This window comes from Kitasatospora sp. NBC_01300, assembly GCF_041435235.1.
Taxonomy (GTDB): Bacteria; Actinomycetota; Actinomycetes; order Streptomycetales; family Streptomycetaceae; genus Kitasatospora.
The window spans coordinates 7,450,195-7,473,718 of record NZ_CP108408.1; the positions used below are offsets into that span (position 1 = coordinate 7,450,195).

General features: G+C 75.0%; 21 protein-coding genes. 12 read left to right on the forward strand and 9 right to left on the reverse strand.

Annotation, left to right across the window (positions count from 1 at the left end):
- Positions 1 to 56: 56 nt before the first annotated feature.
- Entirely contained in the window at positions 57 to 1,394 is a 1,338-nt protein-coding gene (locus OG556_RS32230; RefSeq protein ID WP_371522372.1) for an FAD-dependent monooxygenase, read from the reverse strand.
- Positions 1,395 to 1,852: 458 nt separating this feature from the next.
- Here OG556_RS32230 and OG556_RS32235 point away from each other — a divergent pair, with 458 nt between their 5' ends.
- From OG556_RS32235 to OG556_RS32245, 3 genes are all read left to right on the forward strand, one after another.
- A complete protein-coding gene (locus OG556_RS32235; RefSeq protein WP_363582673.1) occupies positions 1,853 to 3,022 on the forward strand; it encodes a magnesium and cobalt transport protein CorA in 1,170 nt (389 codons plus the stop codon).
- 437 nt (positions 3,023 to 3,459) lie between these two features.
- A complete protein-coding gene (locus OG556_RS32240) occupies positions 3,460 to 4,281 on the forward strand; it encodes an SDR family NAD(P)-dependent oxidoreductase (protein WP_363582675.1) in 822 nt (273 codons plus the stop codon).
- A 401-nt stretch (positions 4,282 to 4,682) separates the two neighbouring features.
- Complete coding sequence (locus tag OG556_RS32245) at positions 4,683 to 6,248, forward strand: hypothetical protein (protein ID WP_371522374.1); 1,566 nt, start codon at positions 4,683 to 4,685, stop codon at positions 6,246 to 6,248.
- Between the two features lie 126 nt (positions 6,249 to 6,374).
- Here OG556_RS32245 and OG556_RS32250 read toward each other — a convergent pair whose 3' ends face one another.
- Positions 6,375 to 6,731 (reverse strand): hypothetical protein, encoded by a 357-nt coding sequence (locus OG556_RS32250; protein ID WP_371522376.1) that lies wholly within the window; start codon positions 6,729 to 6,731, stop codon positions 6,375 to 6,377.
- A gap of 95 nt (positions 6,732 to 6,826) precedes the next feature.
- On the opposite strand from OG556_RS32250, the gene OG556_RS32255 reads away from it, so the two are divergent.
- The 4 genes from OG556_RS32255 to OG556_RS32270 all read left to right on the forward strand — a co-directional run bounded on the left by OG556_RS32255 (position 6,827) and on the right by OG556_RS32270 (position 9,804).
- Positions 6,827 to 7,423 (forward strand): helix-turn-helix domain-containing protein, encoded by a 597-nt coding sequence (locus tag OG556_RS32255; RefSeq protein ID WP_063350727.1) that lies wholly within the window; start codon positions 6,827 to 6,829, stop codon positions 7,421 to 7,423.
- Positions 7,424 to 7,491: 68 nt separating this feature from the next.
- The gene (gene lepB / locus OG556_RS32260; RefSeq protein WP_371522378.1) at positions 7,492 to 8,514 is read left to right on the forward strand and encodes a signal peptidase I; all 1,023 of its coding nucleotides are present in this window, start codon (positions 7,492 to 7,494) and stop codon (positions 8,512 to 8,514) included.
- A gap of 138 nt (positions 8,515 to 8,652) precedes the next feature.
- Positions 8,653 to 8,901: a hypothetical protein gene (locus OG556_RS32265; RefSeq protein WP_371522380.1), complete on the forward strand. Its 249-nt coding sequence runs from the start codon at positions 8,653 to 8,655 to the stop codon at positions 8,899 to 8,901.
- A 243-nt stretch (positions 8,902 to 9,144) separates the two neighbouring features.
- Positions 9,145 to 9,804: a zinc ribbon domain-containing protein gene (locus OG556_RS32270; RefSeq protein ID WP_371522382.1), complete on the forward strand. Its 660-nt coding sequence runs from the start codon at positions 9,145 to 9,147 to the stop codon at positions 9,802 to 9,804.
- 116 nt (positions 9,805 to 9,920) lie between these two features.
- On the opposite strand, the gene OG556_RS32275 is transcribed toward OG556_RS32270, so the two are convergent.
- Positions 9,921 to 11,561 carry an LCP family protein gene (locus tag OG556_RS32275; RefSeq protein ID WP_371523006.1) on the reverse strand — a complete coding sequence of 547 codons (1,641 nt, stop codon included), beginning with the start codon at positions 11,559 to 11,561 and terminating at the stop codon, positions 9,921 to 9,923.
- A 294-nt stretch (positions 11,562 to 11,855) separates the two neighbouring features.
- On the opposite strand from OG556_RS32275, the gene OG556_RS32280 reads away from it, so the two are divergent.
- The 4 genes from OG556_RS32280 to OG556_RS32295 all read left to right on the forward strand — a co-directional run bounded on the left by OG556_RS32280 (position 11,856) and on the right by OG556_RS32295 (position 16,016).
- Positions 11,856 to 12,233 (forward strand): hypothetical protein, encoded by a 378-nt coding sequence (locus tag OG556_RS32280; protein WP_371522384.1) that lies wholly within the window; start codon positions 11,856 to 11,858, stop codon positions 12,231 to 12,233.
- Between the two features lie 100 nt (positions 12,234 to 12,333).
- Positions 12,334 to 13,632, forward strand: a complete 1,299-nt coding sequence (locus tag OG556_RS32285) for a PLP-dependent aspartate aminotransferase family protein (RefSeq protein WP_371522386.1) — start codon at positions 12,334 to 12,336, stop codon at positions 13,630 to 13,632.
- Positions 13,633 to 13,756: 124 nt separating this feature from the next.
- Positions 13,757 to 14,608, forward strand: coding sequence for an SDR family NAD(P)-dependent oxidoreductase (locus tag OG556_RS32290; RefSeq protein WP_371522388.1), 852 nt, complete (start codon positions 13,757 to 13,759; stop codon positions 14,606 to 14,608).
- A gap of 199 nt (positions 14,609 to 14,807) precedes the next feature.
- Positions 14,808 to 16,016 carry an ROK family protein gene (locus tag OG556_RS32295; RefSeq protein WP_371522389.1) on the forward strand — a complete coding sequence of 403 codons (1,209 nt, stop codon included), beginning with the start codon at positions 14,808 to 14,810 and terminating at the stop codon, positions 16,014 to 16,016.
- 78 nt (positions 16,017 to 16,094) lie between these two features.
- On the opposite strand, the gene OG556_RS32300 is transcribed toward OG556_RS32295, so the two are convergent.
- Entirely contained in the window at positions 16,095 to 17,270 is a 1,176-nt protein-coding gene (locus OG556_RS32300) for a S1 family peptidase (RefSeq protein ID WP_371522391.1), read from the reverse strand.
- A gap of 271 nt (positions 17,271 to 17,541) precedes the next feature.
- Between OG556_RS32300 and OG556_RS32305 the strand changes: the two genes are divergently transcribed.
- Positions 17,542 to 18,075 (forward strand): hypothetical protein, encoded by a 534-nt coding sequence (locus OG556_RS32305; RefSeq protein ID WP_371522393.1) that lies wholly within the window; start codon positions 17,542 to 17,544, stop codon positions 18,073 to 18,075.
- An 86-nt stretch (positions 18,076 to 18,161) separates the two neighbouring features.
- Here the strand turns inward: OG556_RS32305 and OG556_RS32310 are convergent, their stop codons facing one another.
- The 5 genes from OG556_RS32310 to OG556_RS32330 form a co-directional block, all read right to left on the reverse strand.
- Positions 18,162 to 18,818 (reverse strand): transcriptional regulator, encoded by a 657-nt coding sequence (locus OG556_RS32310; RefSeq protein ID WP_371522395.1) that lies wholly within the window; start codon positions 18,816 to 18,818, stop codon positions 18,162 to 18,164.
- A gap of 142 nt (positions 18,819 to 18,960) precedes the next feature.
- Positions 18,961 to 19,362 carry a hypothetical protein gene (locus OG556_RS32315; RefSeq protein ID WP_363625977.1) on the reverse strand — a complete coding sequence of 134 codons (402 nt, stop codon included), beginning with the start codon at positions 19,360 to 19,362 and terminating at the stop codon, positions 18,961 to 18,963.
- 187 nt (positions 19,363 to 19,549) lie between these two features.
- Positions 19,550 to 20,461, reverse strand: coding sequence for a ketopantoate reductase family protein (locus OG556_RS32320; protein ID WP_371522397.1), 912 nt, complete (start codon positions 20,459 to 20,461; stop codon positions 19,550 to 19,552).
- Positions 20,458 to 21,003 (reverse strand): hypothetical protein, encoded by a 546-nt coding sequence (locus OG556_RS32325; RefSeq protein ID WP_371522398.1) that lies wholly within the window; start codon positions 21,001 to 21,003, stop codon positions 20,458 to 20,460. The genes OG556_RS32320 and OG556_RS32325 overlap by 4 nt, the downstream gene beginning before the upstream one ends.
- 107 nt (positions 21,004 to 21,110) lie before the next feature.
- Complete coding sequence (locus tag OG556_RS32330) at positions 21,111 to 23,285, reverse strand: substrate-binding domain-containing protein (RefSeq protein ID WP_371522400.1); 2,175 nt, start codon at positions 23,283 to 23,285, stop codon at positions 21,111 to 21,113.
- Between the last annotated feature and the right edge of the window lie 239 nt (positions 23,286 to 23,524).

Here is a 23,524-nt window from a genome sequence, read left to right on the forward strand (position 1 = left end):
CGGTGAAGGAGGCCGGTCGACGGCACGGGGAGCCGGTCGGCGGCGAGGGGGGCCGGTCAGCTCCGCAGGATGGCGGCGAGGAGCGACGGGCGGAACAGCAGCGTCGGCGGGGCGACCAGCGACATCACCTCGTGGAACGCGGCGGTGACCGCCGGGTCGTGGGCGGCGCCGGCCAGCACCTTGTCGAGGAAGCGGTGCTGGAACGCGAGCAGGGCGCCGGAGGGGCCGCCGGTGGTGGCGGCGAAGCGGACGTCCTCGGTGCAGGACATCACCCACGGGTTCTTGGAGACGGCCGCGATCGCACGCCGGGCGTCCCGGGCCGTGGCGTGGCCGATGCCGCCGTGGCGCAGGGTGGTGCGGCGCAGCTCGCGGGCGCAGAACAGGGCGACGGTGACGCCCTGCCCGTACACCGGGTTGAAGGTGCTGGCGGCGTCGCCGACCACCACCAGGCCGTCCGGGGCGCTGCGTTCGTAGTGTCGCCGGATGCCGGGGCCGGGGACGAAGCCGCGCACCTCGCCGGCCGGCTCGGCCTGCTGGAGCGCCTCGCGGATGCTCGGGTCGCGCAGCCGGGCCAGTTGCTTGGTGAACCCGGCTTCGCCGGGCTCGGGTTCGGCGCCGCGCATGCCGGCGACGCTGACGATCCAGCGGTCGCCCTCGACCGGCAGCAGCACGCCCAGGTGGGGCGCGTCGGGGGCCTTGGTCTGCAGGTATATCGCCTTGTAGCCGATGTCGACGCCGGCCGGGCGGTGGAACAGCCGGGAGGAGTACGCGACGCCCGCGTCCACCCGCTCCTCGGGCACCGGCGGGTGGCCCAGCTCCGCCAGCCAGTCCGGCACCGAGGTCGTGCGGCCGGCCGCGTCCACCACCAACTCGGCCGGGATCTCCCGGACTTCGCCGCGCTCTGGCCCGCGGTCGCGGACCTTGACGCCGGTCACCGTGCGGGCCGACCCGAGCAGGCCGACCACGTCGGCGCCTTCCAGGAACTCGATCGTGGGATCGGCGCGGACCCGGTCCAGCACCGCCTTGTCCAGCACCGGCCGGGTGCAGGAGAGGAAGGCGAGCTGTGCCGGGTACTGCGCCATCCACCCCGCCGAGCTGAGCCACTTCAGATCGCCCGAGACGGCGACCCTCATCGCGCCCGCCTCCGTGAGCTCCTTCTTGATGCCGGGCATCATCTCCTCCAGCGCCCGGTGCCCGGCCTCCAGCACCAGGTGCGCGTGTCGGCCCTGCGGCACCCCGGCCCGGAACGTGGGCTCCGCCGGGTAGCGGTCCCGCTCCACCACCACGATCCGCTCGGCGAACCCGCGCAGGGCCCAGGCCGCCACCGTGCCGGCCAGTCCGCCGCCGATCACCACCGCCGTGCCCCGCCCGGGGGCCGTTTCCGAAGAAGTCATGACACGTAGCGTAGTCGGGCGGTGGCGGCCCCGTAGTCGCATCGGCGGGACGAACGGGCAGGGTGCGGGCGGCCGTTGGAGCCCGAACGCGCCGGGCGCACGACCGGCCCGGAACGTTGCCGCGCGGGCCCCCGGGGGCGGGCGGTGGGAGGCACCCGGGAGCGGGTACTACACTCGGCGGGAGTTGTGCAGGCCCCCCTTTCGGTGCGCGGGCGCGCGGAGCCGAGGAGGTGAGAGCCGTGGAGTGCAGTAGTCCGGGTCGAAGTCGGCCCCGCCCCCGGTTGTCCCGCACCATTCGCGGCACCCGGCGTTCCTCCTCCCGTACGGCTCCCGCGCGGCGCTGACCTCGTCCTCGACGAGGTGCCGCCGGTCGCGCCGTGCGCGTGGTGGCCGGCCGGGCGCCTCCGGCCCGCCGTCCCCGGACGGCGGCCCGGGCACCCACCGTGGAGGTATCCGCCATGTCCGACTGGCGTGTGCGCGCCGTGCGCGCGAGCAAGCGTCCGTTCTCCCGCCCCGTCGGGGGCTCCGGCCCCGTCGACACGCAGCCGGCGCCGGAGCACTCGATGGATCCGCGGCCCGACCAGCCCGTCGAGCCGGTCACCCTGGAGCGCTCGGTGGTGGACGCGGCGGTCTACCGGGACGGGCGGCGGATCGACGCACCGGCGAACCTCGCCGACATCTACCGCGAACTGCCCGACCGGCCCGGCGCGATGGCCTGGATCGGCCTGTACCGCCCGGCCGAGGCGCAGCTGCTGGAGGCGGCGGACCGGTTCAACCTGCACGAACTGGCCGTCGAGGACGCCATCGTCGCCCACCAGCGGCCGAAGCTGGAGCGCTACGGCGACACGCTGTTCGTGGTGTTGCGTGCCGCGCGCTACCTGGACGAGGCGGAGGAGGTCGACTTCGGCGAGATCCACCTCTTCGTGGGCCCCGACTTCGTGCTCACCGTCCGCCACTCCCAGGCGCCGGACCTGTCCGCGGTGCGCCGCCGCCTGGAGACGGACCCGGACCTGCTCGCGCTCGGCCCGGAGGCGGTGCTGTACGCGGTGCTGGACGCCGTGGTGGACGGTTACGCGCCGGTGATCGCCGGGCTCCAGCACGACATCGACGAGATCGAGACGGAGGTGTTCGGCGGCGACCCGCAGGTCTCCCGGCGCATCTACGAGCTGTCCCGCGAGGTGATCGAGCTCCAGCGGGCGACCCGGCCGCTGCTGGAGATCATGAGGAGCCTGGAGGCGGGCTTCGGCAAGTACGGCACCGACGACGAGCTGCAGCGCTACCTGCGCGACGTCGCCGACCACGCCACCTACGCCGCCGAGCGGGTGGACGGCTTCCGGCAGATGCTGCAGAACATCCTGACCGTGAACGCGACGCTGGTCTCGCAGCGGCAGAACGAGGAGATGAAGCAGCTCGCCGAGGCCGGGCACGTGCAGAACGACGAGATCAAGAAGATCTCCTCCTGGGCGGCGATCCTCTTCGCGCCGACGCTGATCGGCACCGTCTACGGGATGAACTTCGAGATCATGCCGGAGCTCAAGTGGGCGTTCGGCTACCCGTTCGCGATCGGGCTGATGGCGCTGGTCTGCACCGGGCTGTACGTGGTCTTCAAGCGCCGCAACTGGCTCTGACGGCGGGGCGCGGCGCCCCGACCGGCTCCGCCGTGCCGCCGCGAGCCGGCGCGGCCCCGCGCGGGCAGCACTGACCGGCGGCCGCAACCGGCGTCGGCCGCACGGCTGTTCGCCCGGCGTCAGGGATTCGTCAGGGCGGCGGCGCGGCGCTTGCCCCGGTCCGCGCCCGCCGGTTGGATGAGGAGCATGAACCGCCCGGCACGCCACCACGACCGCCCGCCGCATCCGCGGCCGCCGGTCCGCGTCGCCGCGGCCGCCATCGCCGTGCGCTGATCCGCGCCTCCCCGCCGGAGGGCACGGCACGTGCCGCGCCCCGCCCCGTCGCCCGATCGGCGCGGGGTGCGGGCGGGCGCGCGAGTTCCGCATCTCATCAGGTCTTTTGAGCCCGCACCCCGGCCCGGACAGGGCCGGCGGTGCCCCGCACCCTGGGAACGGTCATGTCCGAATCCGCCCTGTCCGCTCGTACCGCCCTCGTCACCGGCGCCTCCTCCGGCATCGGCTGGGAGACCGCCCGGCTGCTCGCCGGGCTGGGCGCCACCGTGCTGGTGCACGCCCGGACCACCCCGGAGGCCGAGGCGGCCGTCGCCCGGCTGGTCGACGCCGGCGCCCGCCGGGACCAACTCGTCGAGCTGGCCGCCGACTTCACCCGCCTCTCGGAGGTCGCGGTGCTGGCCGGTACGGTCGTCAAGCACTACCCGGCGCTGGACCTGCTGGTCAACAACGCCGCCGCGATGGCGCCCGAGCGCTGCACGCTGACCGACGACGGCAACGAGGTCTCGCTGCAGGTCAACTTCCTGGCCGCGCACCTGCTGGCCAGGCTGCTGCGGGCGCCGCTCTCGGCATCCGGCGACGCCCGGATCGTCAACGTCTCGTCCTCGCTGCACCGGACGGCTTCGATGAACTGGTCGGACCCGCACCGGGTGAAGAGGTACTCGCGGGTGGCCGCGTATGCGCAGTCGCAGCTCGCGCTCACCATGGCGACCGCCGACATGGCCCCGGCCGGCTCCGGCATCACCGCCGTCAGCCTCAACCCGGGCCTGTGCGACACGGCGCTGCTGCCGCTGTACGGGCGGGCCGGCGCGCCGGCGGCGGAGGGTGCGGCGGCCGTCGTCCGGCTCTGCCTGCCGGACGTCGCGGTCGCCAACGGCGCCTACTACGACGGCGGTTCGGTGGCGCCGGTGGCGCAGGCCGCCCAGGAGGAGCGCTCGCTGAAGCGCCTGGTCAAGCTGGCGGACCAGTTGGTCGGCCAGGCCGCTTGAAGTCCTTCCCCGGAATCGGAGAGCACGCGATGTCCAAGCGCGCCCGCAAGAAGAGGGCCCGGCGGAAGAACACGGCGAACCGCGGCCGCCGGGCCGGGCAGGGCTGACCCGCCCACCACCGCAGGCCGGCACCCGCCGCCACCACCCATCACCACTCACCACCGCCGAGAACCGCCGAGAACCGCTGAGGACCACCGCGAACCGGCGGACACCGCCGGGCGCCGGAGACGCTCGCTAAGGATGCGTCAAGAACGGTGCCCGGCGGCGTCAAGGAGCCGTCAGGGGGCGGCTTCCCGCAGGTGGCGCGGCACTAGCGTCGCCCGGCGGAGAGAAACGGTTCTGCTCCGGTTTCAGCAGGAAACCCCGGCGGACCGTGCGACGGGGGAGAGGAACGTGCGGCCATGACCACCTCGGCAGCGGGCACGACGGCCACGACGGGGGAGACGGCCCCGGGGACGGAAGCCGATCCGGCGGGGGAACCGGCCCCAGCCAGGGCCCCGGCCCCGGCCGCCCCGACCCCCCGCCCGAGCGCCCTGGCCCGGCTCCGGCACGGCGCGCGGACGGTCGGCGGCCGCGCCTACTGGACCACCCCGCGCCTGGTCCGCGGCCTCACCGCGCTCAGCCTGGCCGCCCTGATCGGCCTCGGCGCGGCCGCCACCACCGTCCTCGGCGGGGCCCGCGACGGCACCGACACCATCGGCCACCGGGCCGCCCCGCAGGCCACCCGCGCCGCCGACCTCTACTTCGCGCTCAGCGACATGGACGCCCAGGCCGCCAACCTGCTGCTGGTCGGTGCCGACCCCGACTACACGACGCTGCGCAAGCAGACCCTCGACACCTACGAGCAGCGCCGCGCCCAGGCCGACGGCGACCTCCAGCAGGCCGCCCAGGCCGCGGCCGCCGACCCGGCCGGCCAGCGCGCCGTCCAGCAGGTGCTCGGCCGGCTCGGCAGCTACGAGGCCCTGGTGGCCCGTGCCCAGCTGCTGGAGGAGCAGGCCAAGGCCCCGGCCGGCCAGCCCTCGCCCGCCGCCCTGGACGCCTACCGCCAGGCCACCGACCTGCTGCGCCAGCAACTGCTGCCCGCCGCCGACCAGGTCACCGCCGCCAACGAGGCCACCGTCGAGCAGGTCTACACCGAGCGCCGCGACGCCCTCGGCAGCGGCTGGTGGTGGCTGCTCGCGGTCGGCCTGCTCGCGCTCGCCGCGCTGCTCGGGCTCCAGCGCGTCCTGGCGGTGCGCTACCACCGCGTCGTCAACCCGGCGCTGGCCGCGGTCACGCTGCTCACCGGCGTCGTGCTGGCGATCGGCCTGCACCTGGCCAGCCGCGCCGACGACCACCTGGTGACCGCCAAGAGCAACGCCTACGACTCGGTGATCGCGCTCAGCCGCGCCCGTGCGGTCGCCTTCGATCTGAACGCCGACGAGAGCCGCTACCTCACCGACCCGTCCCGCGCGGCCGCCTACGAGCAGAGCTTCCTCGACAAGACCCAGACGATCGCCCGCCTGGACGGCGCCACCCTCGCCGACTACAACGTCCAACTGGCGGCGGCTGCGGCCCGGCACCGCGCCGACCACGCGGCCGTCCCCTTCGGCGGCTACCTCGGCACCGAACTGCACAACATCACCTTCCCCGGCGAGCAGGACGCCGCCGAGCGGGTGCTGGCCGCCTTCCAGCAGTACCAGCAGGACGACCGGAAGATCCGCGCGCTGCGCGACGAGGGCCGGCTCAAGGAGGCGGTGACGCTCAACACCGGCCTCTCCCAGGGGCAGTCGAACTACGACTTCGATCAGCTGAGCACGGCCATCGGGGACACCATCGCGGTCAACGCCAAGGCGATGGACTCGGCGGTCGCCGCGACCGACGGCGACCTCGACGCCGGCACGGCGGCCCTGGCGGCGGGGGCGCTGGCGGCGGCGCTCGCCCTCACCGCGCTGGGCGTCCGGCCGCGCCTGCGCGAGTACCGGTAGCCGCCGGCACCGACCCGCGGCGGGGCCCGGTGGCGACGCACACCGCCACCGGGCCCCGCCGCAGGTCGGCCGGTCACGCCCCGGGCTGGCGTCGGCCAAGCCCCGGCGGGCTCCGGTGCCCCGGCCTCAGCCGGCGGCGAGCCGGTCGTACTCGGCGTCCGGGTCCAGCTGGCGCCGGTACTCGGCGTGCAGCCGGACGTCGCCGTCCGGGCCGGCCAGGCGGGCGAGCGGGCCCCGGACGCCCGGGAGCGGCCGGGCGCGCGGCCACTGCTGGGCGAGTACGGCGAGCGGGGTGCCGTCGCCGGTGCGCAGGATCCAGCCGGCGCGGCCGCCGCCGATCAGGGGCAGGTACGGCCGGGGGAGTCCGAGGGCGGCGAGCGCCTCCGGCAGGTCGAGGCCGTCGGGGAGGGCGAGCGCGGTGGCGTGCGGGGCGTCGGCGTCGTCGCCGGCCGCGACGCTGTCCCGGGTGAGGTGGATGCGCATGGCCGGACAGCATAGGGCGCGCCGACGCGCCCGCGCGCCCGTGCACCGGTGTGCCGGTTTGACAAACACCCTTGCCGTCCCGGCGAATGGCAGGCATGGCCGACGAAGACTTCGAGAACGTCCTCACCACGGTGGGCCCCCGGCTGCGCGCCCTGCGCCGCGAGCGCGGTACCACCCTCGCCAAACTGGCCGCCGCCACCGGGATCTCGCTCAGCACGCTGTCCCGGCTGGAGTCCGGGCAGCGCAAGCCGACCCTGGAACTGCTGCTGCCGCTGGCCCGGGAGTACCGGGTGCCGCTGGACGAACTGGTCGGCGCCCCGGCCACCGGCGACCCCCGGGTCCATCCCCGCCCGGTGACCAGGAACGGTCAGACCATCATCCCGCTCACCCGCCACCTCGGCGGCCTGCACGCCTTCAAGCAGATCATGCCGCCCGGCCGGGGCACCGAGCCCGAGTTGGAGCTGAAGGTGCACGAGGGCCACGAGTGGCTGTACGTCCTGTCCGGCCGGCTGCGGCTGGTGCTCGGTTCGCACGACCTGGTGCTGACGGCCGGTGAGGCCGCCGAGTTCGACACCCGCACTCCGCACGCCTTCGGCAACGCCGGGCCGCAGCCGGTGGAGTTCCTCAGTCTGTTCGGTCCTCAGGGTGAGCGGATCCATGTCAGGGCGCGCCCGGGAACCTCCGTTCGGTAGGTTCGTTCCCTGACAGCGGGGGTTTTCCGTTCCGGTCTCCCGCCAGGCCGTCGGGAGGGGCCGAGAAGATGAGTGTCCAGCAGAGCACGGAGTCCGGCGAGAGCGGTGGAACCGGGGAGCGCGGTGCGGTGGGTGCGCCCGAAGTCCCGGGCCCGGCGGGGGCCTTCGGGTCCTCCGGCGGCGGATCCGGCCGGGCCGGTGGTGGTTCCGGCGGTGGCGACGGCAGCGGCGGCAGCGGTCCGACCGGTGGGGCCGACGGGCCCGGCGGTGCGGAGCCGGACGCCAAGAGCGCGCGCAAGAAGCGCCCGTTCTGGCAGGAGCTCCCGATTCTGCTGGTGATCGCCCTGCTGCTCTCGCTCGGCATCAAGACCTTCTTCGTCCAGGCCTTCTCGATCCCCTCCGGTTCGATGGAGCAGACCCTGGCGATCGGCGACCGGGTGCTGGTCGACAAGTTGACGCCGTGGTTCGGCGCCGAGCCGGAGCGCGGCGAGGTGGTGGTCTTCCGTGATCCGGGCGGCTGGCTGGAGAGCGTGCCGACGCACGCGGACGGCTCGGTGATGAGCTCGGTCCAGAAGGTGCTGAGCACCGTCGGCCTGATGCCCTCGGCGGACGAGAAGGACCTGATCAAGCGGGTGATCGCGGTCGGCGGGGACACCGTCGAGTGCAAGGCGGGCAGCCCGCTGAAGGTGAACGGCGTCGCGCTGGACGAGCCGTACCTGTTCCCCGGCTCGGCGCCCTGCGACCAGGACCCGGTGGGCACCGTCACCGTCCCCAAGGGCAAGCTCTGGGTGATGGGCGACCACCGCAACAACTCGCGGGACTCCCGCCCGCACCACAACGAGACCGGTGACGGCTTCGTGCCGGTGGGGAACGTGATCGGCCGGGCGTTCGTCGTCGCGTGGCCGCTCACCGACTGGTCCACCCTTCCCGTCCCGGACACCTTCGGCAAGGTGCCGGCGGGCGCGGCCGCGGGCGCGGGGGCTGCCGCGCCGGTGCAGGCGCCGTCGGCGCCGGACGCGCTCGGGCTGGCCGCCGTCGTGCCGTTCGCCCTGTGGCGCCGCCGCCGTGGCGCGCGCCGGAGCCGCCGCTGAGCCGGGTGAGGGCTTCGGCTGAACTCCCCCCGTCTTCCTCTACACGCCTGTAGAGTTTCCGGGGTGAGCTGCACGCCTGGTCGCGTGGCCGCCCGACCGGGGAGGCCGCGCGCCGGGGCCGGGTCGGGAGGCGGAACCGTGGTGGAGAGTCGGCGCAGTCCTGTGGCCGCCGGGGAGCCGGCGGACCCGGACGTCCAGTGGGTGTACCAGCCGGTCGAGGTGGACCTCGGCGACGGCACCTGGGCGTCCGGGCGGATCAGCGGCTGGTGGCAGGACTCCGCCGGGCAGCAGTGGTGCCGGTTGCGGGTGAGCCGCAGCGGCCGGCCGGCCGGCTGGGAGCGGTTCGATCCGGCGCGGGTCCTGCTGCTGCCGGTCGCCGGGCTCTGAGGAGGTGTCGGACGGTTTCGATCGGACTGGTTCCGATCGAAACCGGTACCGGCATGATCGGAACCGGACCGATGGGTCCGGACGTCCCTCGGTGCGGCGATCACGAGGCGTTGTCCATAAGAGATTCACAAAATATGACGGCATGTGCGATTCTGTGCAGCGCCCCCGTGACCCGCCCCATCCGTGTCGGCACCTTGGGGGGCCCGGGGCCGCCGACATGCCACCTCATCGACCGGGGACGACGTGAGTTCCGAGATCTACTTCAGCAGCAACTACCGCGACCTGTGCGAGCAGCACGGCACCGGCGCGGGCTTCCAGTTCGAGTTCTCCTGCCACCGCTGCTCCGACACCTGGCGCTCGCCGTTCGAGGCGTTCACCACCGGCCAGGTGGCGGGCTGGATCGGCAAGGGCGTCAGCGCCGCCTGGAACCTCATCGGCGGCAACGCCAACACCATCAGCAACGCCGCCGACGGCCTGGCCGGCCACACCTGGGGCAACGCGCGCGACGCCGCCTTCCAGCGCGCGATCACCAACGCCCAGGTGCACTTCAACCGCTGCGCCCGCTGCACCTACTACGTCTGCAGCCGCTGCTTCGACCCGGGCCAGGGCCTGTGCCACAACTGCGCCCCGGACACGGCGGCCGAGGCGATGGCGGCGCAGCGGCGCGGCCTCAACGACATGGTGACCGACCGCTCCTACCAGCAGGGCCAGCAGTCCGGCGCCGAGTTCGACGTGCGGACGCCGCGCCAGCTCGTCTGCCCGCAGTGCTCGGCGGAGACGCACGGCACGCCGTTCTGCCCGGGCTGCGGCCACCGGCTCGCCCAGCCGACCCAGTGCGGCCAGTGCCACCAGGACATCCCGGAGGGCGCGGCGTTCTGCCCGTCCTGCGGCGCCAGGCGCTGACCCCGCAGGCCTCGTAGACCTTGCAGGCCCAGCGCACCTCGCGCACCTCGCGACGGCGGGGCGCCTCCGGACCAGGATCCGCAGGCGCCCCGCCGTCGTCGTGCGTGCCGTCCGGGTCAGCCGTACGACACGTTGGCGCACGGGTCGTCGTCGGCCGACCGGGCGGCGTTGGCGACGCTGCTGGGCACCGGGGCCGGGGCGCCGGGCGACGCGGAGGCGGCCGGGTCGGCGGCGCCGGCCGGATTGGCGGCGGCGAAGTCGTGGCCGAGCACCACGCTGACGCCCTTGCCGCCGGCCTGGACGGTGGCACCCGGGAACAGCTTGGCGACCGCGTCGGCCGCGGCGCGCTCGCCCGCGCCGTACTCGACGACCGTGGTGGCGCGCGGCTTGCCGGTCGCGTTGCCGACGCTGGTCACGGTGTAGCCGGCGCCCTTGACGGCCTCCGCGGCCTTGCCGCCGAGCCCGGTCGCACCGGTGCCGTTGAGCACGGCGACCTTCACGTCGGCGGGCTTGGCCTCGCCGCCCTTGGCGTCCGGCGCGGGGGTGGTGGCGGTGGGGCTGGGGGTGGCCTCGGCGGCGGGGGTGCCCGGCGCGGCGGAGTCCGCGGCGGTGGCGCTCGCGTCCTGGCCGTCCAGGGTGCGGTCGGCCTTGAGCGCGGCCCAGAGCTGGTCCGAGTCGGGGTGGAGCAGGGCGACCCGCGGGCCCTCGTAGCGCCACGGCGCCGTCACGAACTTGACGTCGTGCAGGTCGACGTCCTTGAGCGACATGGCGAAGGAGAGCAGCTTGGCCGCCGAGCCGAGGTCGGGGTCGACGGTGAGCGACTTGGTCGCGGCGTCGGCGAGCGGCAGCAGGGTGGTCGGGTCCATGCCGCGGGACTTGACCTCCTTGATGAGCGAGGAGAGGAAGGCCTGCTGACGCTTGGTGCGGCCGATGTCGGAGCCGTCGCCGATGCCGTGCCGCACCCGGACGAAGTCGAGCGCGGACTGGCCCTCCACCTTCTGCTTGCCCTTGGGGAAGACCAGCTTGCCCTTCTTGCCCAGGTTCGGGTTGAGGTCGCCCTCGTGGATGTCGTTCGGCAGGCAGACCTCGACACCGCCGACCGCCTTGGTCATCGAGGCGAAGCCGTTGAAGTCCACCACGATGGTGTGGTCGACCCGCAGGTTGGTGAGCTTCTCGACGGCGTTCTGGGTGCAGGCCGGGTTGCCCTGGTCGCTGTCGCCCACCGAGAAGGCGCTGTTGAACATCACATTGGTCTGCTCCTTGGTCCACTTGCCGTTCGGGAGCTTGCACGGCGGGATGGTGACCAGGGAGTCGCGGGGGATGGAGATGCCGACGGCGTGCTTGTGGTCGGCGTAGACGTGCAGCAGGATCGCGGTGTCCGAGCGGGCGCCGCCGTCCCCGCCGCCGCCCAGGTCGCTGTTGCCGTTGCCGCGGCTGTCCGAGCCGATCAGCAGGACGTTGACCGGGGTGCGGCCCTGGGAGTCCGGGGCCGCGGCGGCCGGCCGGTCCTTGCTGAGGGCGTCGCCGTCGAAGGTGGTGAGGTTGCTGTTCAGGCGGTAGTAGACGGCGCAGCCACCGAGGACGAGGAGGGCGGTGCAGCCGGCCGTCGCCCAGAGCACCTTCTCCTTGGTGCTGCGCTTGGCCTTCGGCTTCGCCCGGCTCGTACGGCCCGCCTGGCCGGCCCCGCCCGCCTGACCGGTCCGGCCGGCCTGGCCGCCGTCCGCCGCGCGGCCCTCCGCGCTGCGGCCCTCGGGTATGCGGCCCTCCGGCGAGCCGCCGGCTGCCCGGCGCGGCGATTTTCCGGCTCCGGGGGAACCCCTGCGACCAGACACGTCGTCATCCTCCACAGTTGCCACGAAACCCCCGTCGGACCGGCGGGCGTGCGTGGCCGGGGCCGGAGCCGATCCGGGCAGGCCCGTCGCTAAACTTTTACACCGCTGTAGAAACTCAGTGGAGCATACTAGGCGCAGATGAGAAAACCACCTGGTCAGACCAGCGGATCCGGTCGGCCAGGCTCCTCTGCGCTGCTCAGAAACCGTACGAGGAGCACGATGACTCACCGGATCGCACGTTCGATAGCCGGCGCCCTGGTGGCACTGCTGGCCGCCGTCGGCCTCACCGCCGCGGCGTCGAGCGCGACGGCGACGGCCGCACCCCGGCCCGTCGCGGCCGCCGCCACCACCGTTTCCGTCACCGGCTCCGGCCCGGCCGCCCCGGCGGCGGGCCCGGCCGTCTCCGTCGGCACCCGGAGCGGTCAGGCCGCGCCGGCCGCCCACCTCGCGGCCAAGGACGAGAAGAAGAAGTCGGGCTTCTTCGCCAAGCTCGGCAAGTTCCTGATCGTCGTGGTCATCCTGATCATCCTGTTCTTCGTGCTGCTGATCGTCGGCATCGTCTACGCCGCGAAGCGGATCTTCGGCCGCCGCAAGTGAGTCGCGGTGGCCCGCCCCGGCGCCGCAGCGGCACCGGGGCGGGCCACCCGGGCGCGATTGGCCCTGGGCGCGGCGTGCGGCCGGCCCGACGATGGGCGGCATGAGCGACTACCTCGGCCACCGGGCCCCCGACGGACAGCAGGCTTCTGGCGGACGGCAGGCCCCCGACGGGCAGCTGACCCCCGACGGACACCGGATCCCGGACGGGCACCGGGCCCCCGACGCGCTGCGCCCCGAGAGCCGGATCGTCCACCCGCCCCTCGCGGACACCACCGGCAGCCGCCCGATGGGCGTGCCGCTGCACCAGAGCCACCTCTTCGCCTTCGACACCAGCGACGCGCTCACCCAGGCCTTCAGCGGCCCGGGCGGGGCCTTCTTCTACAACCGCTACGGCAACCCGACCGTCCGCTCGCTGGAGACGGCGGTGGCCGACCTCGAGGGCGGCGCCGGTGCGATCGCCACCGCCTCCGGCATGGGCGCGATCAACACCGTCCTGCTCGCCCTGCTGCGCTCCGGCGACCACGTGATCGCCCAGCGGAGCCTGTACGGCGGCACCTTCGCCGTGCTCGCCGACCTCGCCGACCGCTGGGGGGTGGAGGTCACCCACGTCGGGGGCGACGACCCGGCCGAGGTCGAGGCGGCCCTGCGGCCCACCACCCGGCTGCTGCACCTGGAGACCATCTCCAACCCCACCACCAGGGTCACCGACCTGCCCGGGCTGATCGGCGTCGCCAAGCGGGCCGGGGTGGTCAGCGTCGTGGACAACACCTTCGCGACGCCGCTGCTCTGCCGGCCGATCGAGTACGGCGCGGACGTCGTCATCCACTCGGCGACCAAGTACCTCGGCGGCCACTCGGACGTCCTGGCCGGCATCGCCGTTCTCGCGGACGCCGAACTGCACCGCAAGGTGTGGCACTACGCCATCGAACTCGGCGCCGCCGCCGACCCGTTCGCCGCCTGGCTGACCCTGCGCGGCCTCCAGACCCTCGCCCTGAGGGTCCGCCGGCACTGCGAGAGCGCCCTCGACCTGGCCGGCCGCCTCGCCGCCCACCCCGCGGTCGGGGCCGTCCACTACCCGGGCCTGCCCGGGCACCCCGACCACGACCTCGCCCGCCGGCTCCTGCCCGACGGCCACGGCGGCGTCCTGGCCTTCGACCTCGTCGGCGGCCGTGAGGCGGCCCGCACCTTCACCGAGTCCGTCCGCCTGGCCGCCCTCGCCCCCTCCCTCGGCGGCGTGCACACCCTGGTGCTCCACCCGGCCAGCACCTCCCACCGCCAGCTCGACGACGTCGAGTTGGCCGCCGCCGGGATCGGCCCGGGGACGGTGCGGGTGTCGGTGGGCATCGAGCACCCCGAGGACCTGTGGGCGGACGTGGAGGGCGCGCTGGCGAAGGTGTGACGGCCGCCCGGCCGCCGCCGCCGGGCCGTCGACCGGTTGCGTGCGCGTGCACCTAAATGTATGGTGCGTGTGCACGCACACACTTTTCCCCGGGGAAGCCGGGGAGAACCGAGGAGAGACTTCCATGGACACCGACGCCGCCCCGATCGTCCTCATCACCGGCACCTCCTCCGGGATCGGCCTCGCCACCGCCGTGGCCGCCGCCCGCGCCGGGTACGGCGTCGTCGCCACCATGCGCGACACCGGACGGGCCGAGGCCCTGCGGCGCGCCGCCGCCGAGGCGGGCGTCGACGGGCGGATCGAGGTCGAGCAACTGGACGTCACCGACCCGGCCTCCGTCACCGCCTGCCTGGAGACCGTCCTCGCCCGGCACGGCCGGCTCGACGCGGTGGTCAACAACGCGGGCGCCGGCCACGTCGGCACGATCGAGCAGGACGGGACGGCGCCGGTGCGGGCCGCCATGGAGGTGAACTTCTTCGGCGTGGTCGAGGTCACCCGGGCCGCACTGCCGCACCTGCGGGCCTCCGGCGGCCGGGTCGTCACCGTGACCAGCGTCGGCGGCGTGGTCGGACAGCCCTTCAACGAGGCCTACTGCGCCGCCAAGTTCGCCGTCGAGGGCTTCATGGAGTCGCTGGCGCCGGTCGCCGCCACCGTCGGCGTGCACGTCACCGTCGTCGAACCGGGCGCCGTCGCCAGCGAGTTCATCGGCAACCAGGCCATCGACCTGCCCGCGCTGACCGCCGCGGCCGGCCCGTACGCCCCCGCCCTGCGGGCCTACGTCGACCGCACGCTGAAGGCCTTCGGCCAGGCCCAGACCCCGGAGCAGGCGGCCGCCCCGATCGTCGAGGCCCTCACCGCCGAGCGGCCGCCGCTGCGGGTGCAGACCTCGGAGGCGGCCCGGGCCTTCGCCGGCACCAAGCTGGCCGACCTGGACGGCTCGGCGGTGCTGCGGATGACGGGCGGCTGGGTGGTCTGACGAGTCCGGCCCGGGCCCGACACGCCTGACGGGCCCGAGGGTCCCGCTCGGGGTGGCTTGGGGCCGGCAGCCGGGGTGGGAACGGAATGATCACCGGTCATACTTGGGCGGCGGCGCCCGACACCGGACGCCGCGGGCCGTGCCGGCACCACCCGGCGCAGCCCGCCCGCCAGCCGTCCCACCCAGACCGGAGGAACCGATGAGCAGCCACCTGCCGACCCACCGCCCGGCGGCCGGGGCCCCGGCGGTGCCGTGGAACCGGCAGCGGCTGCGCAGCAACAACGAATGGCTGCTGCTCGAACTGCTGCGCACCGGCGGCGGCTCCTCGCGCGCCCAACTCGCCCGGGACACCGGCCTGTCCAAGCCCACCGTGTCCGCCGCCCTGGCCGCCCTGGAGCAGGCCGGGCTGGTCCGCGAGGCCGGCCGGCTGGCCCCCGAGCGCGGCCGCACCGCGGTGCTGTACGAGGTCGACCCGACCGCCGGGCACGTGCTCGGCGTGGACATCGGGCGGGCCAGGCTGCGGGTCGCCGTCGCGGACCTCGCCGGGACGGTCGTCGCCCGCCGCGACGTGGCCAACCGGGGCCGCTCGGCGAACGCCGTCGCCGACGCCGTGGTCGCCGCCGCCCACGAGGCCATCGACGAGGCGGGCCTGGCCGCCGACGACATCGTGCACGCGGTGATCGGCACCCCGGGCGTGTGGGACGAGCAGCGGCGCGGCGTGCGCTACGCCACCAGCCTGCCCGGCTGGGGCCGGCCCGGTCTGTTCGACCGGATCGGGGAGGGCCTGGGGGTGGCCGTCACCGTCGCCAACGACGCCAACCTGGCCGCGCTCGGCGAGTACACCCTCGGCGCCGGCCGGGGCAGCCGGATGTTCGCCTACCTGCTGGTCGGCACCGGCCTGGGCGTCGGCGTGGTCAAGGACGGCGAACTGCTGCTCGGCGCACACGGCGCGCTGGGCGAGATCGGCCTGGTGCCGCTGCCCGCCCGCCCCGGTGAGCCGCCGGCGACCATCGAGCAGGAGGCGGCCGCGGACGCCGTGGTGCGCACTGCCCAGGACCTCGGGCTGAGCGGCGCGCCCACGGCCAAGCAGGTCTTCGAACGGGCCCGGGCCGGCGACCCGGCGGCGGTCCGGGCCGTCGACCGCGAGGCCGGCCAACTCGCCTACGCCGTCGCCGTGTTGTCCGCCGTGCTGGACCCGGACCTGGTGGTCCTCGGCGGCGGCATAGGCAACAGCGCGGACCTGCTCCTGGAACCGCTGGAGCAGGCCCTGCACCGGATCGCCCCGATGCGCCCGACGCTCGCGCCGAGCCTGCTGGGGGAGGAGGCGGTCCTCCTCGGCGCGGTCGCCACGGCCCTGGAGACCGCGCGCCCCGAGGTGTTCGAGCGCCGGACGGCGGGGCTGCCGTAGGTCCTGTCCTCAGGGCGGCCGGTGGCCGGGCGATCGGCTCGGCCGGCGGCTCGCCCGGGCGCTCAGCTGCTCAGTTGCTCAGCCGGTGGCCAGGGTGAGGCCGTAGGCGCTCAGGATCGGGTTGACGGGCTGGAAGTAGGTCTCGCCGCCCGAGGTGCAGTCGCCGGAGCCGCCGGAGGTGACGCCCTGCGCCTGGTTGCCGGAGATGAACGACCCGCCCGAGTCGCCGGGTTCGGCGCACACGCTGGTGCGGGTGACGCCGTAGACGCTGCCCTCCTGGTAGGTGACGGTGGCGTTGACCTCCTCGACGGTGCCGCAGTGCCAGCCGGTCGTGGAGCCGGAGCGGCAGACCGAGGACCCGACGGGCTGCTCGGTCGAGCCGGCGACCGTCACCGCGCCGCCCGCGTAGTCGTTCACCTGCGGCTGCGCGGTCCAGCCCGGGCCGGCCTGCACCCAGGAGTAGTCGTTGCCGGGGAAGGTCGAGCCCTGGAAGGTGCCGATCGAACTGCCGTCGGAGGCCGTCGCGTTGGAACCGGGCTGCCCGCAGTGGCCGGCGCTGACGAAGCCGGGCCGGCCGTTCTGGGTGACGGGGAAGCCGATCGAACAGCGGGCGGCGTTGTCGATGTAGTACGCGTCGCCGCCGTGCAGGTCGGCCAGCGGCCGGGGCGTGGCGGTGGCCCGCTCGACCCGGACCAGCGCGCGGTCCACCCCGGAGCGGCGCAGGAAGTCCTCGGTCCGGGCGGCGTCGGAGGACCGGACCACGACGGCGTTGGTGCGGACGTCCACGGACCAGACCGGCGTGGCCGTGGGTGTGGCGGCCCGGGCCGCCCGGTCGAGCGTGGCCTTCGCCTGGTCGAGGGCGGCCAGGGCGTTGCGGACGACGGTGGCCCGGCCGCCGTGCGCGGTGATCGTCCGGGCGGCGGAGGCGTCCGTGGTGGCGACCACCAGGGTGGCGTCCGGCCCCTCGACCCAGGCCCCGGCCCAGCGGGAGCCCAGGGCGTCGGCGAGCGCGGTCCGAACCCGGGCGGCCCGGTTCTCCCCGGCCAGCCGGTCGGCGGCGGCTTGCGGCGAGAGGCCGAGGTCGCGCTGGAGCGCGGGGAGCAGCGCGGACGGGGCCGGGGCGGTCCGGGCCGCGGGGGAAGCGAGGGCGGCGACTACGGACGGGTCGTCAGCGGTCGCGCTGACGGCGGGGGCGGCGGTCAGGGCGACGCCCGCGAGCGCGGTGGCGACCGCGAGCACACGGATACGGAGCATGGGGGATCTCCTCGTTCGGCGTGGGGGTTGCCGGAACGGTAGCGATCCGCCGGGCGTGTCAGGAACATGCTGAATTCCCCTGCGCTCCGGCGCTATACCCCTGTTGGAGCGGCCGACGGTTCGGCGCAGAGTGACGGCGGGCCGGGGGCGGCGACGCTCGGTAGCCGGGAGATCTCGATCTGCCAACGAGTGGGAGATCCGTGCACAGATCGTGTGCGAGCTCTGCTTGAATCACACACCTCACCCATACGGAACGGAGCGTTCTCCACCCATGCCTTCACGCATACGCGGGCGTCGGCGGGCCGGCCTGGCCGGCTTCGCCGGACTCGTCCTCACCGTCGGTTTGGCGCTGACCGGTTGCGACCCGTCGGCCGCCGACGGCGGAGCCAAGGCCTCGCCCTCGGTGACCGCCCCGGCGGCCGCCACCACCCAGTCGACCCCGCCGGCCGCGCCGCCTGCGGCGCCGCCCGCCGCGCCCCCGGCCAGCACGCCGCCGCCCGCGTCCGACCCCGCGCCGAGCACGCCGGCCGCCCCCGCCCCGGCGGCCCCCAGCACCCACGCGCCGTCGTCCACCCCGAAGGCGCCGCAGCCGAAGACCACCACGGCCCAGCCGCCGGCCGCCCCGGAGCCGCAGCACACCGCGGCGGCCGGCGGCGCGGAGTGCGAGCTCCGCTCGAACGCCGGGAACTGCTACGCGGCCGGGCAGTTCTGCCGCAACGCCGATCTCGGCAAGAGCACCCATGACGCCAACGGGGGAATGATCTACTGCCGGATGGTCAGCGGCAAGCCGCACTGGCAGGCCTGAGCGAGGCCGACCGGGCGCGGGGGATGAACGCCTCGGCCCCCCCGCGCCCGTTCGGCCCGTCGGCGTGACCCGGGAGACCCTGGACCCTAGTCGAGCTGTCCGAGGGTGTCCCAGAACAGGTGCTCGTACGCCTGGAGCAGGCGGCCGTACTCGCGGGCCGCGGCCAGGGTCGGCTCGTCCAGCGGATCCGGCCCGAGGGCGTCGGCGGCCTGCTGTTCGAGCGCGGTGGCGGGCTGGGCGAAGAAGTCGAAGAACGCGCAGGCCTGGTCGGGGAAGCCGTAGCGGCCGCGCAGGGCCTGGGCGATGTCGGCGCAGTAGCCGCCCCAGGCCGCGAAGTTGGCGACCAGCGCGGCGGCCGCGGCGGCGGGTTCGCCGTTCAGTGCGAGCCAGGCGAAGTAGGCCGGGTAGGCCTGGCAGCCGGGCAGTGGCGCCCGGGTGGCGAGTTCGTCCGGGCCGAGGCCGCAGGCGGCGGCGAGGCCGGGCAGGGTGCGCAGCGCGGCGCTCTCGCCCTCGGCGAGGGCGGCGAACCGGGCGCTCAACGGGCGGTCGGCGGTGCGGGTGGCGAGCAGCAGCAGGCTGCGCCGGTCGGAGGCGATGATCCGGTGCTGCTGGGCGGCGAGTTCGGCCAGGGTCTCGCGGGGCGCGGTGCCGTCGGCGAGCGCCGTGACGAGTGCCGGGGCGGCGTCGCCGGGCGCCAACTCGGCGCGCAGGTCGCGGATCTGGTCGAGGATCGGGTGGTTCACCGGTGCCTCCGTGGTGCGGTTCGGTCCCGGTGCCATTCCTACCGTCTGGCGGGGCCCGGTCGGTGGCGACAGGCCGGGGCGGGCCCGGGTTGCTCCCGGCCCCGCGGGTGCGGGGCCGGGAGCGGGCGGTGCGGTCGGTGGCTCAGGACCCGGCGCAGGCACTGGTCACGTCGCCGGCGGCGTCGGTGATCGCCCCGATGTCGGGCATCTTGCCCTTGGAGACGTTGTCCTGGGCGCTGGAGACGGCCTTGTTCAGCTTGTCGGTGGCCTTGTCGAGCTTGTCCCCGCTGTTGTGGTCGCGGAGCTTCTTGATGTCGTCGCCGACCTTCTTCAGGGCGTCTGCGGTGTGTTTGCGACGGTCCTGGTCGGTGAGTTGGCCGACGTTGATGGCCGATGAGGCGAGGTCCTGGATGTCGCCGGTGATGCTGACGGCCTGTTTGCCGCAGTCGAGTGCCTGGTCGACGTCCTTGCACGCGCTGAGCAGTGGAGCGGTGGCGAGCAGCGCGAGTGCGGCGGCGGCCAGTCGGTACGGTTTCCTTGTCATGTCTGTATCCCTCCCGCCGGCAACAACGCCTGATCGCCCGCTCTTGGTTCCGCCCGATCGGGTGAATCATGGGTGAACCTTTACTGTCGGCCAGGAACGGAAGTTGATGGAGCGTCAGGGTCCGGTCTCGACTGCGCCGACTTCACGTCACGGGCGCCGCCCCGTGACGTGAAGTCGGCCGGAACCGCTACCGGTCGGCCGGTCCGGAGAGGTCGCGCACCAGTCCGGCGAGGGCCGGGGTGTCGACCCCGTGCGCGGCGGCGGCCCGCAGGACGGCGCCACCGATGGCGTCCAGTTCGATCGGACGGCCGGCCTCCACGTCGCGCTGCATCGAGGACTTCATCGACCCGGGCACCCGGTCGAAGGCGGCGAGCAGTGCCTGCGCGTCCGCGGGCGCGCCAGCCGCGCCGGAGACGGCCGCGATCTCGTCGAGGACGGTGAGCAGTTCGGGCCGGTGCTCGGTGCGCACGACGCCGACCTCGCTGCGGTGGCGGGTGGTGAGCAGCGCGAACGGGGCGAGGAAGGAGAGCTTGCTCCAGAGCATCGCGGTCTCGTCCTCGCGAAGCGTGACATCGAGGCCGGTACGCCGCAGCTGCTCGGCCAAGTCCGCCACCGCTCCGGCGAGTTCGAGCACGGCGAAGGGGCTGGTGTGCTCGATCCGCCCGGGCGCGGTCCGAGTGGCCTCGACCCGGATCGTGCCGGCCGCGATCTGCCCGGCCGGGTAGCGCTCGCGCAGCGCCGCGACGTGGTCGATTCCGTTGAGCAGCGGCACCACGACGGCGGAGCCGAGGGCCTGCGGCGGCATCCGGTCGAGCGCGTCGGCCAGCGCCGTCTCCTTGACGGTCACGAACGCGGCGTCGACCGGTTCGCGCAGTTCGGTGGCGGCCTCGACCCGGGCGGTGAACTCGCCGAACTGCTCGCTGTGGACGTGCAGTCCGTCCCGGTTCAGGACGGCGGCGGTCTCCTCGCCGGCCAGGCAGATCACCCGGTGCCCGGCGCGCGCGAGCAGTCCGCCGATCAGGCCGCCGACGCCGCCGGGCCCGAGGACGGCGACGGTCAGGGGGGCGGTCGCGGAGGTGGTCGCGGGGGTGGTGGTCATGTCGACTCCTGGTGAGGGGGTGAGGGGTGGGCTTGCGGGGAGGAGAGGGAGACGAGGCCGAAGGTGAACGGCGGTTCGTGGCGCGGCTTCCGCCCGCCGGCCGGGGCCCAGCGCACGGGGGTGTTCCGGCCGAGGTGCAGCGTGTCGTACCGGACGTTGCCGTGGGCGGGGTCGGGGACGGGCAGGCCTCCGGCGCGCAGCGCCTCGACCACCTCGTGGGCCGGCCGGCCGAAGACGTCGACGCCGTGCAGGCCGACCGGGCAGGCGGCCGCACCCTCGGCCGGTTCCACCGGGCAGCGCGAGAGGAAGACGGTCCGGAGGCGCTCGCCCTGGCCCGAGCAGAGGGTGACGCCGACCCCGGGCAGGGTGAAGTGCAGCGCCCAGCCGGAGCCGCAGACGAAGGTGGGGTGCACACCGCCCGGGAGCGCCTCGTGGTGCGGGGCCAGCAGTCGGCGGACCGTCGCCTCGGTGAGGCCGAAGCGCAGTTCGGGCAGCGGCGCGGGCAGGCGGATGCCGTGGCCGGGCAGCAGGTCGATGGTCACCCGTTCATGATCCCTTGCCGGACGGACGGACGGACGGACGGACGGGCGGCGCGGGGCCCGGGGGCACCGGCGTCGTGACCGGTGGCCCACCGCCCACCGTTGCCGGGTCAGCCGGCCGTCAGGCCGTTCAGCGCGTCGGTGACCTGACGGGCGAGGGCGGGCGGCAGTGCGGCGTAGCCCAGCTGCGTCGCGGCGGGCCGGCCGGCGGCGCTCACCGCGTGGGAGAGCAGGCCGGCCAGTGCCTGGGTCGGCCGGTTGCCGCGGTTGTCCGGTGCGTCGGTGCCGCAGAACACCGCGTAGCCGACCTGGACGAGCGGGTACGCGCCGGAACCGGGGTTCGCGTGGTCGACGTCGACGGTCAGGTCGGCGCCCGTGCCGGTCACCTTGGCTCCGGCCAGGGCGGCGGTGGCGGCCTCGGTGGTGGCGGCCACCGGGCCGGAGCCGGCGGACAGTTTGGCGGTCCGCAGCCCGCCGGCGTCCTTGAGCGGGAGGAAGGCGATCGCGCCGGACTTGCCGGTCACCGTCTGGCGGACGGCGCCGGGATCGCCGACCGCCAGACCGCCCGCCGCCTGGGCGGGCCAGGAGCGGGCGGCCGCCGGGTACGGCCAGGCGGCGGGCGCGGCCTCGGCGAGGTAGCGGGTGAAGCCGAGCGTGACCGGCGATTCGGCCGACGGGTGGACCGCGGTGACGGCCGAGTCGGGCAGCATCCGGCCGGGGTTGAGCGTCGCGATCGCGGGATCCCGCCAGCTGGTGATCTGGCCGTTGAAGATCCGGGCCACCGTCGGGGCGTCCAGCACCAGCGAGTCGAGCCCGGGGACGTTGTAGACGACCGCGATCGGCAGCGCGGCGAGCGGGAGTTTGGCGGGCCGGGCGGCCGTGCACCGCTTGCCGAGGCCGGCGGCCTCGTCGCCCAGGGGCGCGTCGTCGAGGGTGACGGCGTCGACCTGGCCGGCGACGAACTGCTGGTCGGCGGTGCCGCCCAGGTCGGTGGTGGCCACGTTCGCGGTGGGGCACGCCTGGTGGTAGTCGGCCGTCCAGCGGCTCATGACGGTCTTCAACGGTCCGTCTCCGCCCACGACGGCGCGGGCCGAGGGGCAGTCGGGCGGGCCGGACCGGCCTGACTGGCCGGGAGTGGACGGTGCCGAGGCGGCCGGGGGCAGGGCACCGGCACCGCCGCTGTCCTTCGCCTGCTGCCGCAGCAGGACGGTCGTTCCGCCGGCCGCGGCCAGCGCGACGGCGACCGCGACGACGAGCGCGGCCTTCCGGCGGCGTGGCCGGGAGGCCGCGGGGGTGGGGACGGCGGGGTCGGTCGGCGCCGGTATGACGGCGGGACCGGCGGGCGGGGGGAGGGCGGGTGCGAGGGGTGCCGGGCGGACGTCCGGCTCGGTCGGAACGGGCGGCGCCACGGGCCGCTCCCACACGGTCGCGGGCCGGGTTTCGGGCGCGGCCGGGGGCCGGGTGCCGGGTGCGGTCGGGGGAGGCTCCACGCCCGCGACGGACCAGGTCAGCAACGTCTCCAGGGTGGGCCGTCGGGTCGGCTCCTTGGCGAGGCAGGCCGCGACCATCGGGAGCAGCTCCGCCGCCAGCCCGGCGAGGTCCGGCTCCTCGTAGACGACCCGGAAGCCCACCGCGTGCGAGGAGTCCGCGCCGAACGGACCGCGCCCGGTGCCCGCGAAGGCCAGCACCGAACCGAGCGCGAACACGTCGGTGGCCGGGCTGGTGTCGCCGTGCCGGAACTGCTCCGGCGCCATGAACGGCGGTGTGCCGACGGCGACTCCGGTGCTGGTGAGCTGGGTGCCGTCCAGGGCGCGGGCGATGCCGAAGTCGATCACGCGGGGGCCGTCCTCGGCGAGCAGGACGTTGCCGGGCTTGAGGTCCCGGTGCACCAGCCCGGCGCGGTGGATGTCCCGCAGCGCCTCCGCGAGGCCCGTCGCCAGCCGCCGAACCTCCGGCGGGCTCAACGGGCCCTGCCGGGCGACCCGTTCGGCCAGCGAGGGGCCCTGGACGTACAGGGTGGCCAGCCAGGGCGACGGGGCGTCGGGGTCCGCGTCGACGACGGGTGCGGTGAACGCCCCGCTCACCCGGCGGGCGGCCTCGACCTCGTGTCGGAACCGGGCCCGGAACTCCTCGTCCCCGGCGAGCTCGGGGCGGATCACCTTGAGTGCCACCTGCCGCCCGGACAGCGACCGCGCGCGGTACACGACGCCCATGCCGCCCGCGCCGATCCGGCCCTCCAGCCGGTACCCGCCGATCTCGCGCGGATCGTTCTCCAGCAAGGTCACGTGACCCCCGTCCTCAGACACCCGTCCCCCGTCCCCCGGCGAAACGGGAGCCAGCCTAGTACCGCCCCGGTGGGCGCCGTGACGGCGGCTCGGGTCGGTCGACCCCGACGGCGCCGGGCCGGGACCGGGCCGCGACGGCGCCGAGGCGGGAGGGGACCGCGACGGCCTCGACCCGACGTACGCGTCCTGGGCCCGGAGGCAGGACCACCTGCGGGGTTCGGTTTTCCGAACCCCGCATC

Coding starts and splice junctions, on each gene's coding strand:
- OG556_RS32230 (WP_371522372.1), bottom strand. CDS start 1,394: ATGACTTCTTCGGAAACGGCCCCCGGGCGGGGCACGGCGGTGGTGATC.
- OG556_RS32235 (WP_363582673.1), top strand. CDS start 1,853: ATGTCCGACTGGCGTGTGCGCGCCGTGCGCGCGAGCAAGCGTCCGTTC.
- OG556_RS32240 (WP_363582675.1), top strand. CDS start 3,460: ATGTCCGAATCCGCCCTGTCCGCTCGTACCGCCCTCGTCACCGGCGCC.
- OG556_RS32245 (WP_371522374.1), top strand. CDS start 4,683: ATGACCACCTCGGCAGCGGGCACGACGGCCACGACGGGGGAGACGGCC.
- OG556_RS32250 (WP_371522376.1), bottom strand. CDS start 6,731: ATGCGCATCCACCTCACCCGGGACAGCGTCGCGGCCGGCGACGACGCC.
- OG556_RS32255 (WP_063350727.1), top strand. CDS start 6,827: ATGGCCGACGAAGACTTCGAGAACGTCCTCACCACGGTGGGCCCCCGG.
- lepB (WP_371522378.1), top strand. CDS start 7,492: ATGAGTGTCCAGCAGAGCACGGAGTCCGGCGAGAGCGGTGGAACCGGG.
- OG556_RS32280 (WP_371522384.1), top strand. CDS start 11,856: ATGACTCACCGGATCGCACGTTCGATAGCCGGCGCCCTGGTGGCACTG.
- OG556_RS32285 (WP_371522386.1), top strand. CDS start 12,334: ATGAGCGACTACCTCGGCCACCGGGCCCCCGACGGACAGCAGGCTTCT.
- OG556_RS32290 (WP_371522388.1), top strand. CDS start 13,757: ATGGACACCGACGCCGCCCCGATCGTCCTCATCACCGGCACCTCCTCC.
- OG556_RS32295 (WP_371522389.1), top strand. CDS start 14,808: ATGAGCAGCCACCTGCCGACCCACCGCCCGGCGGCCGGGGCCCCGGCG.
- OG556_RS32300 (WP_371522391.1), bottom strand. CDS start 17,270: ATGCTCCGTATCCGTGTGCTCGCGGTCGCCACCGCGCTCGCGGGCGTC.
- OG556_RS32305 (WP_371522393.1), top strand. CDS start 17,542: ATGCCTTCACGCATACGCGGGCGTCGGCGGGCCGGCCTGGCCGGCTTC.
- OG556_RS32315 (WP_363625977.1), bottom strand. CDS start 19,362: ATGACAAGGAAACCGTACCGACTGGCCGCCGCCGCACTCGCGCTGCTC.
- OG556_RS32320 (WP_371522397.1), bottom strand. CDS start 20,461: ATGACCACCACCCCCGCGACCACCTCCGCGACCGCCCCCCTGACCGTC.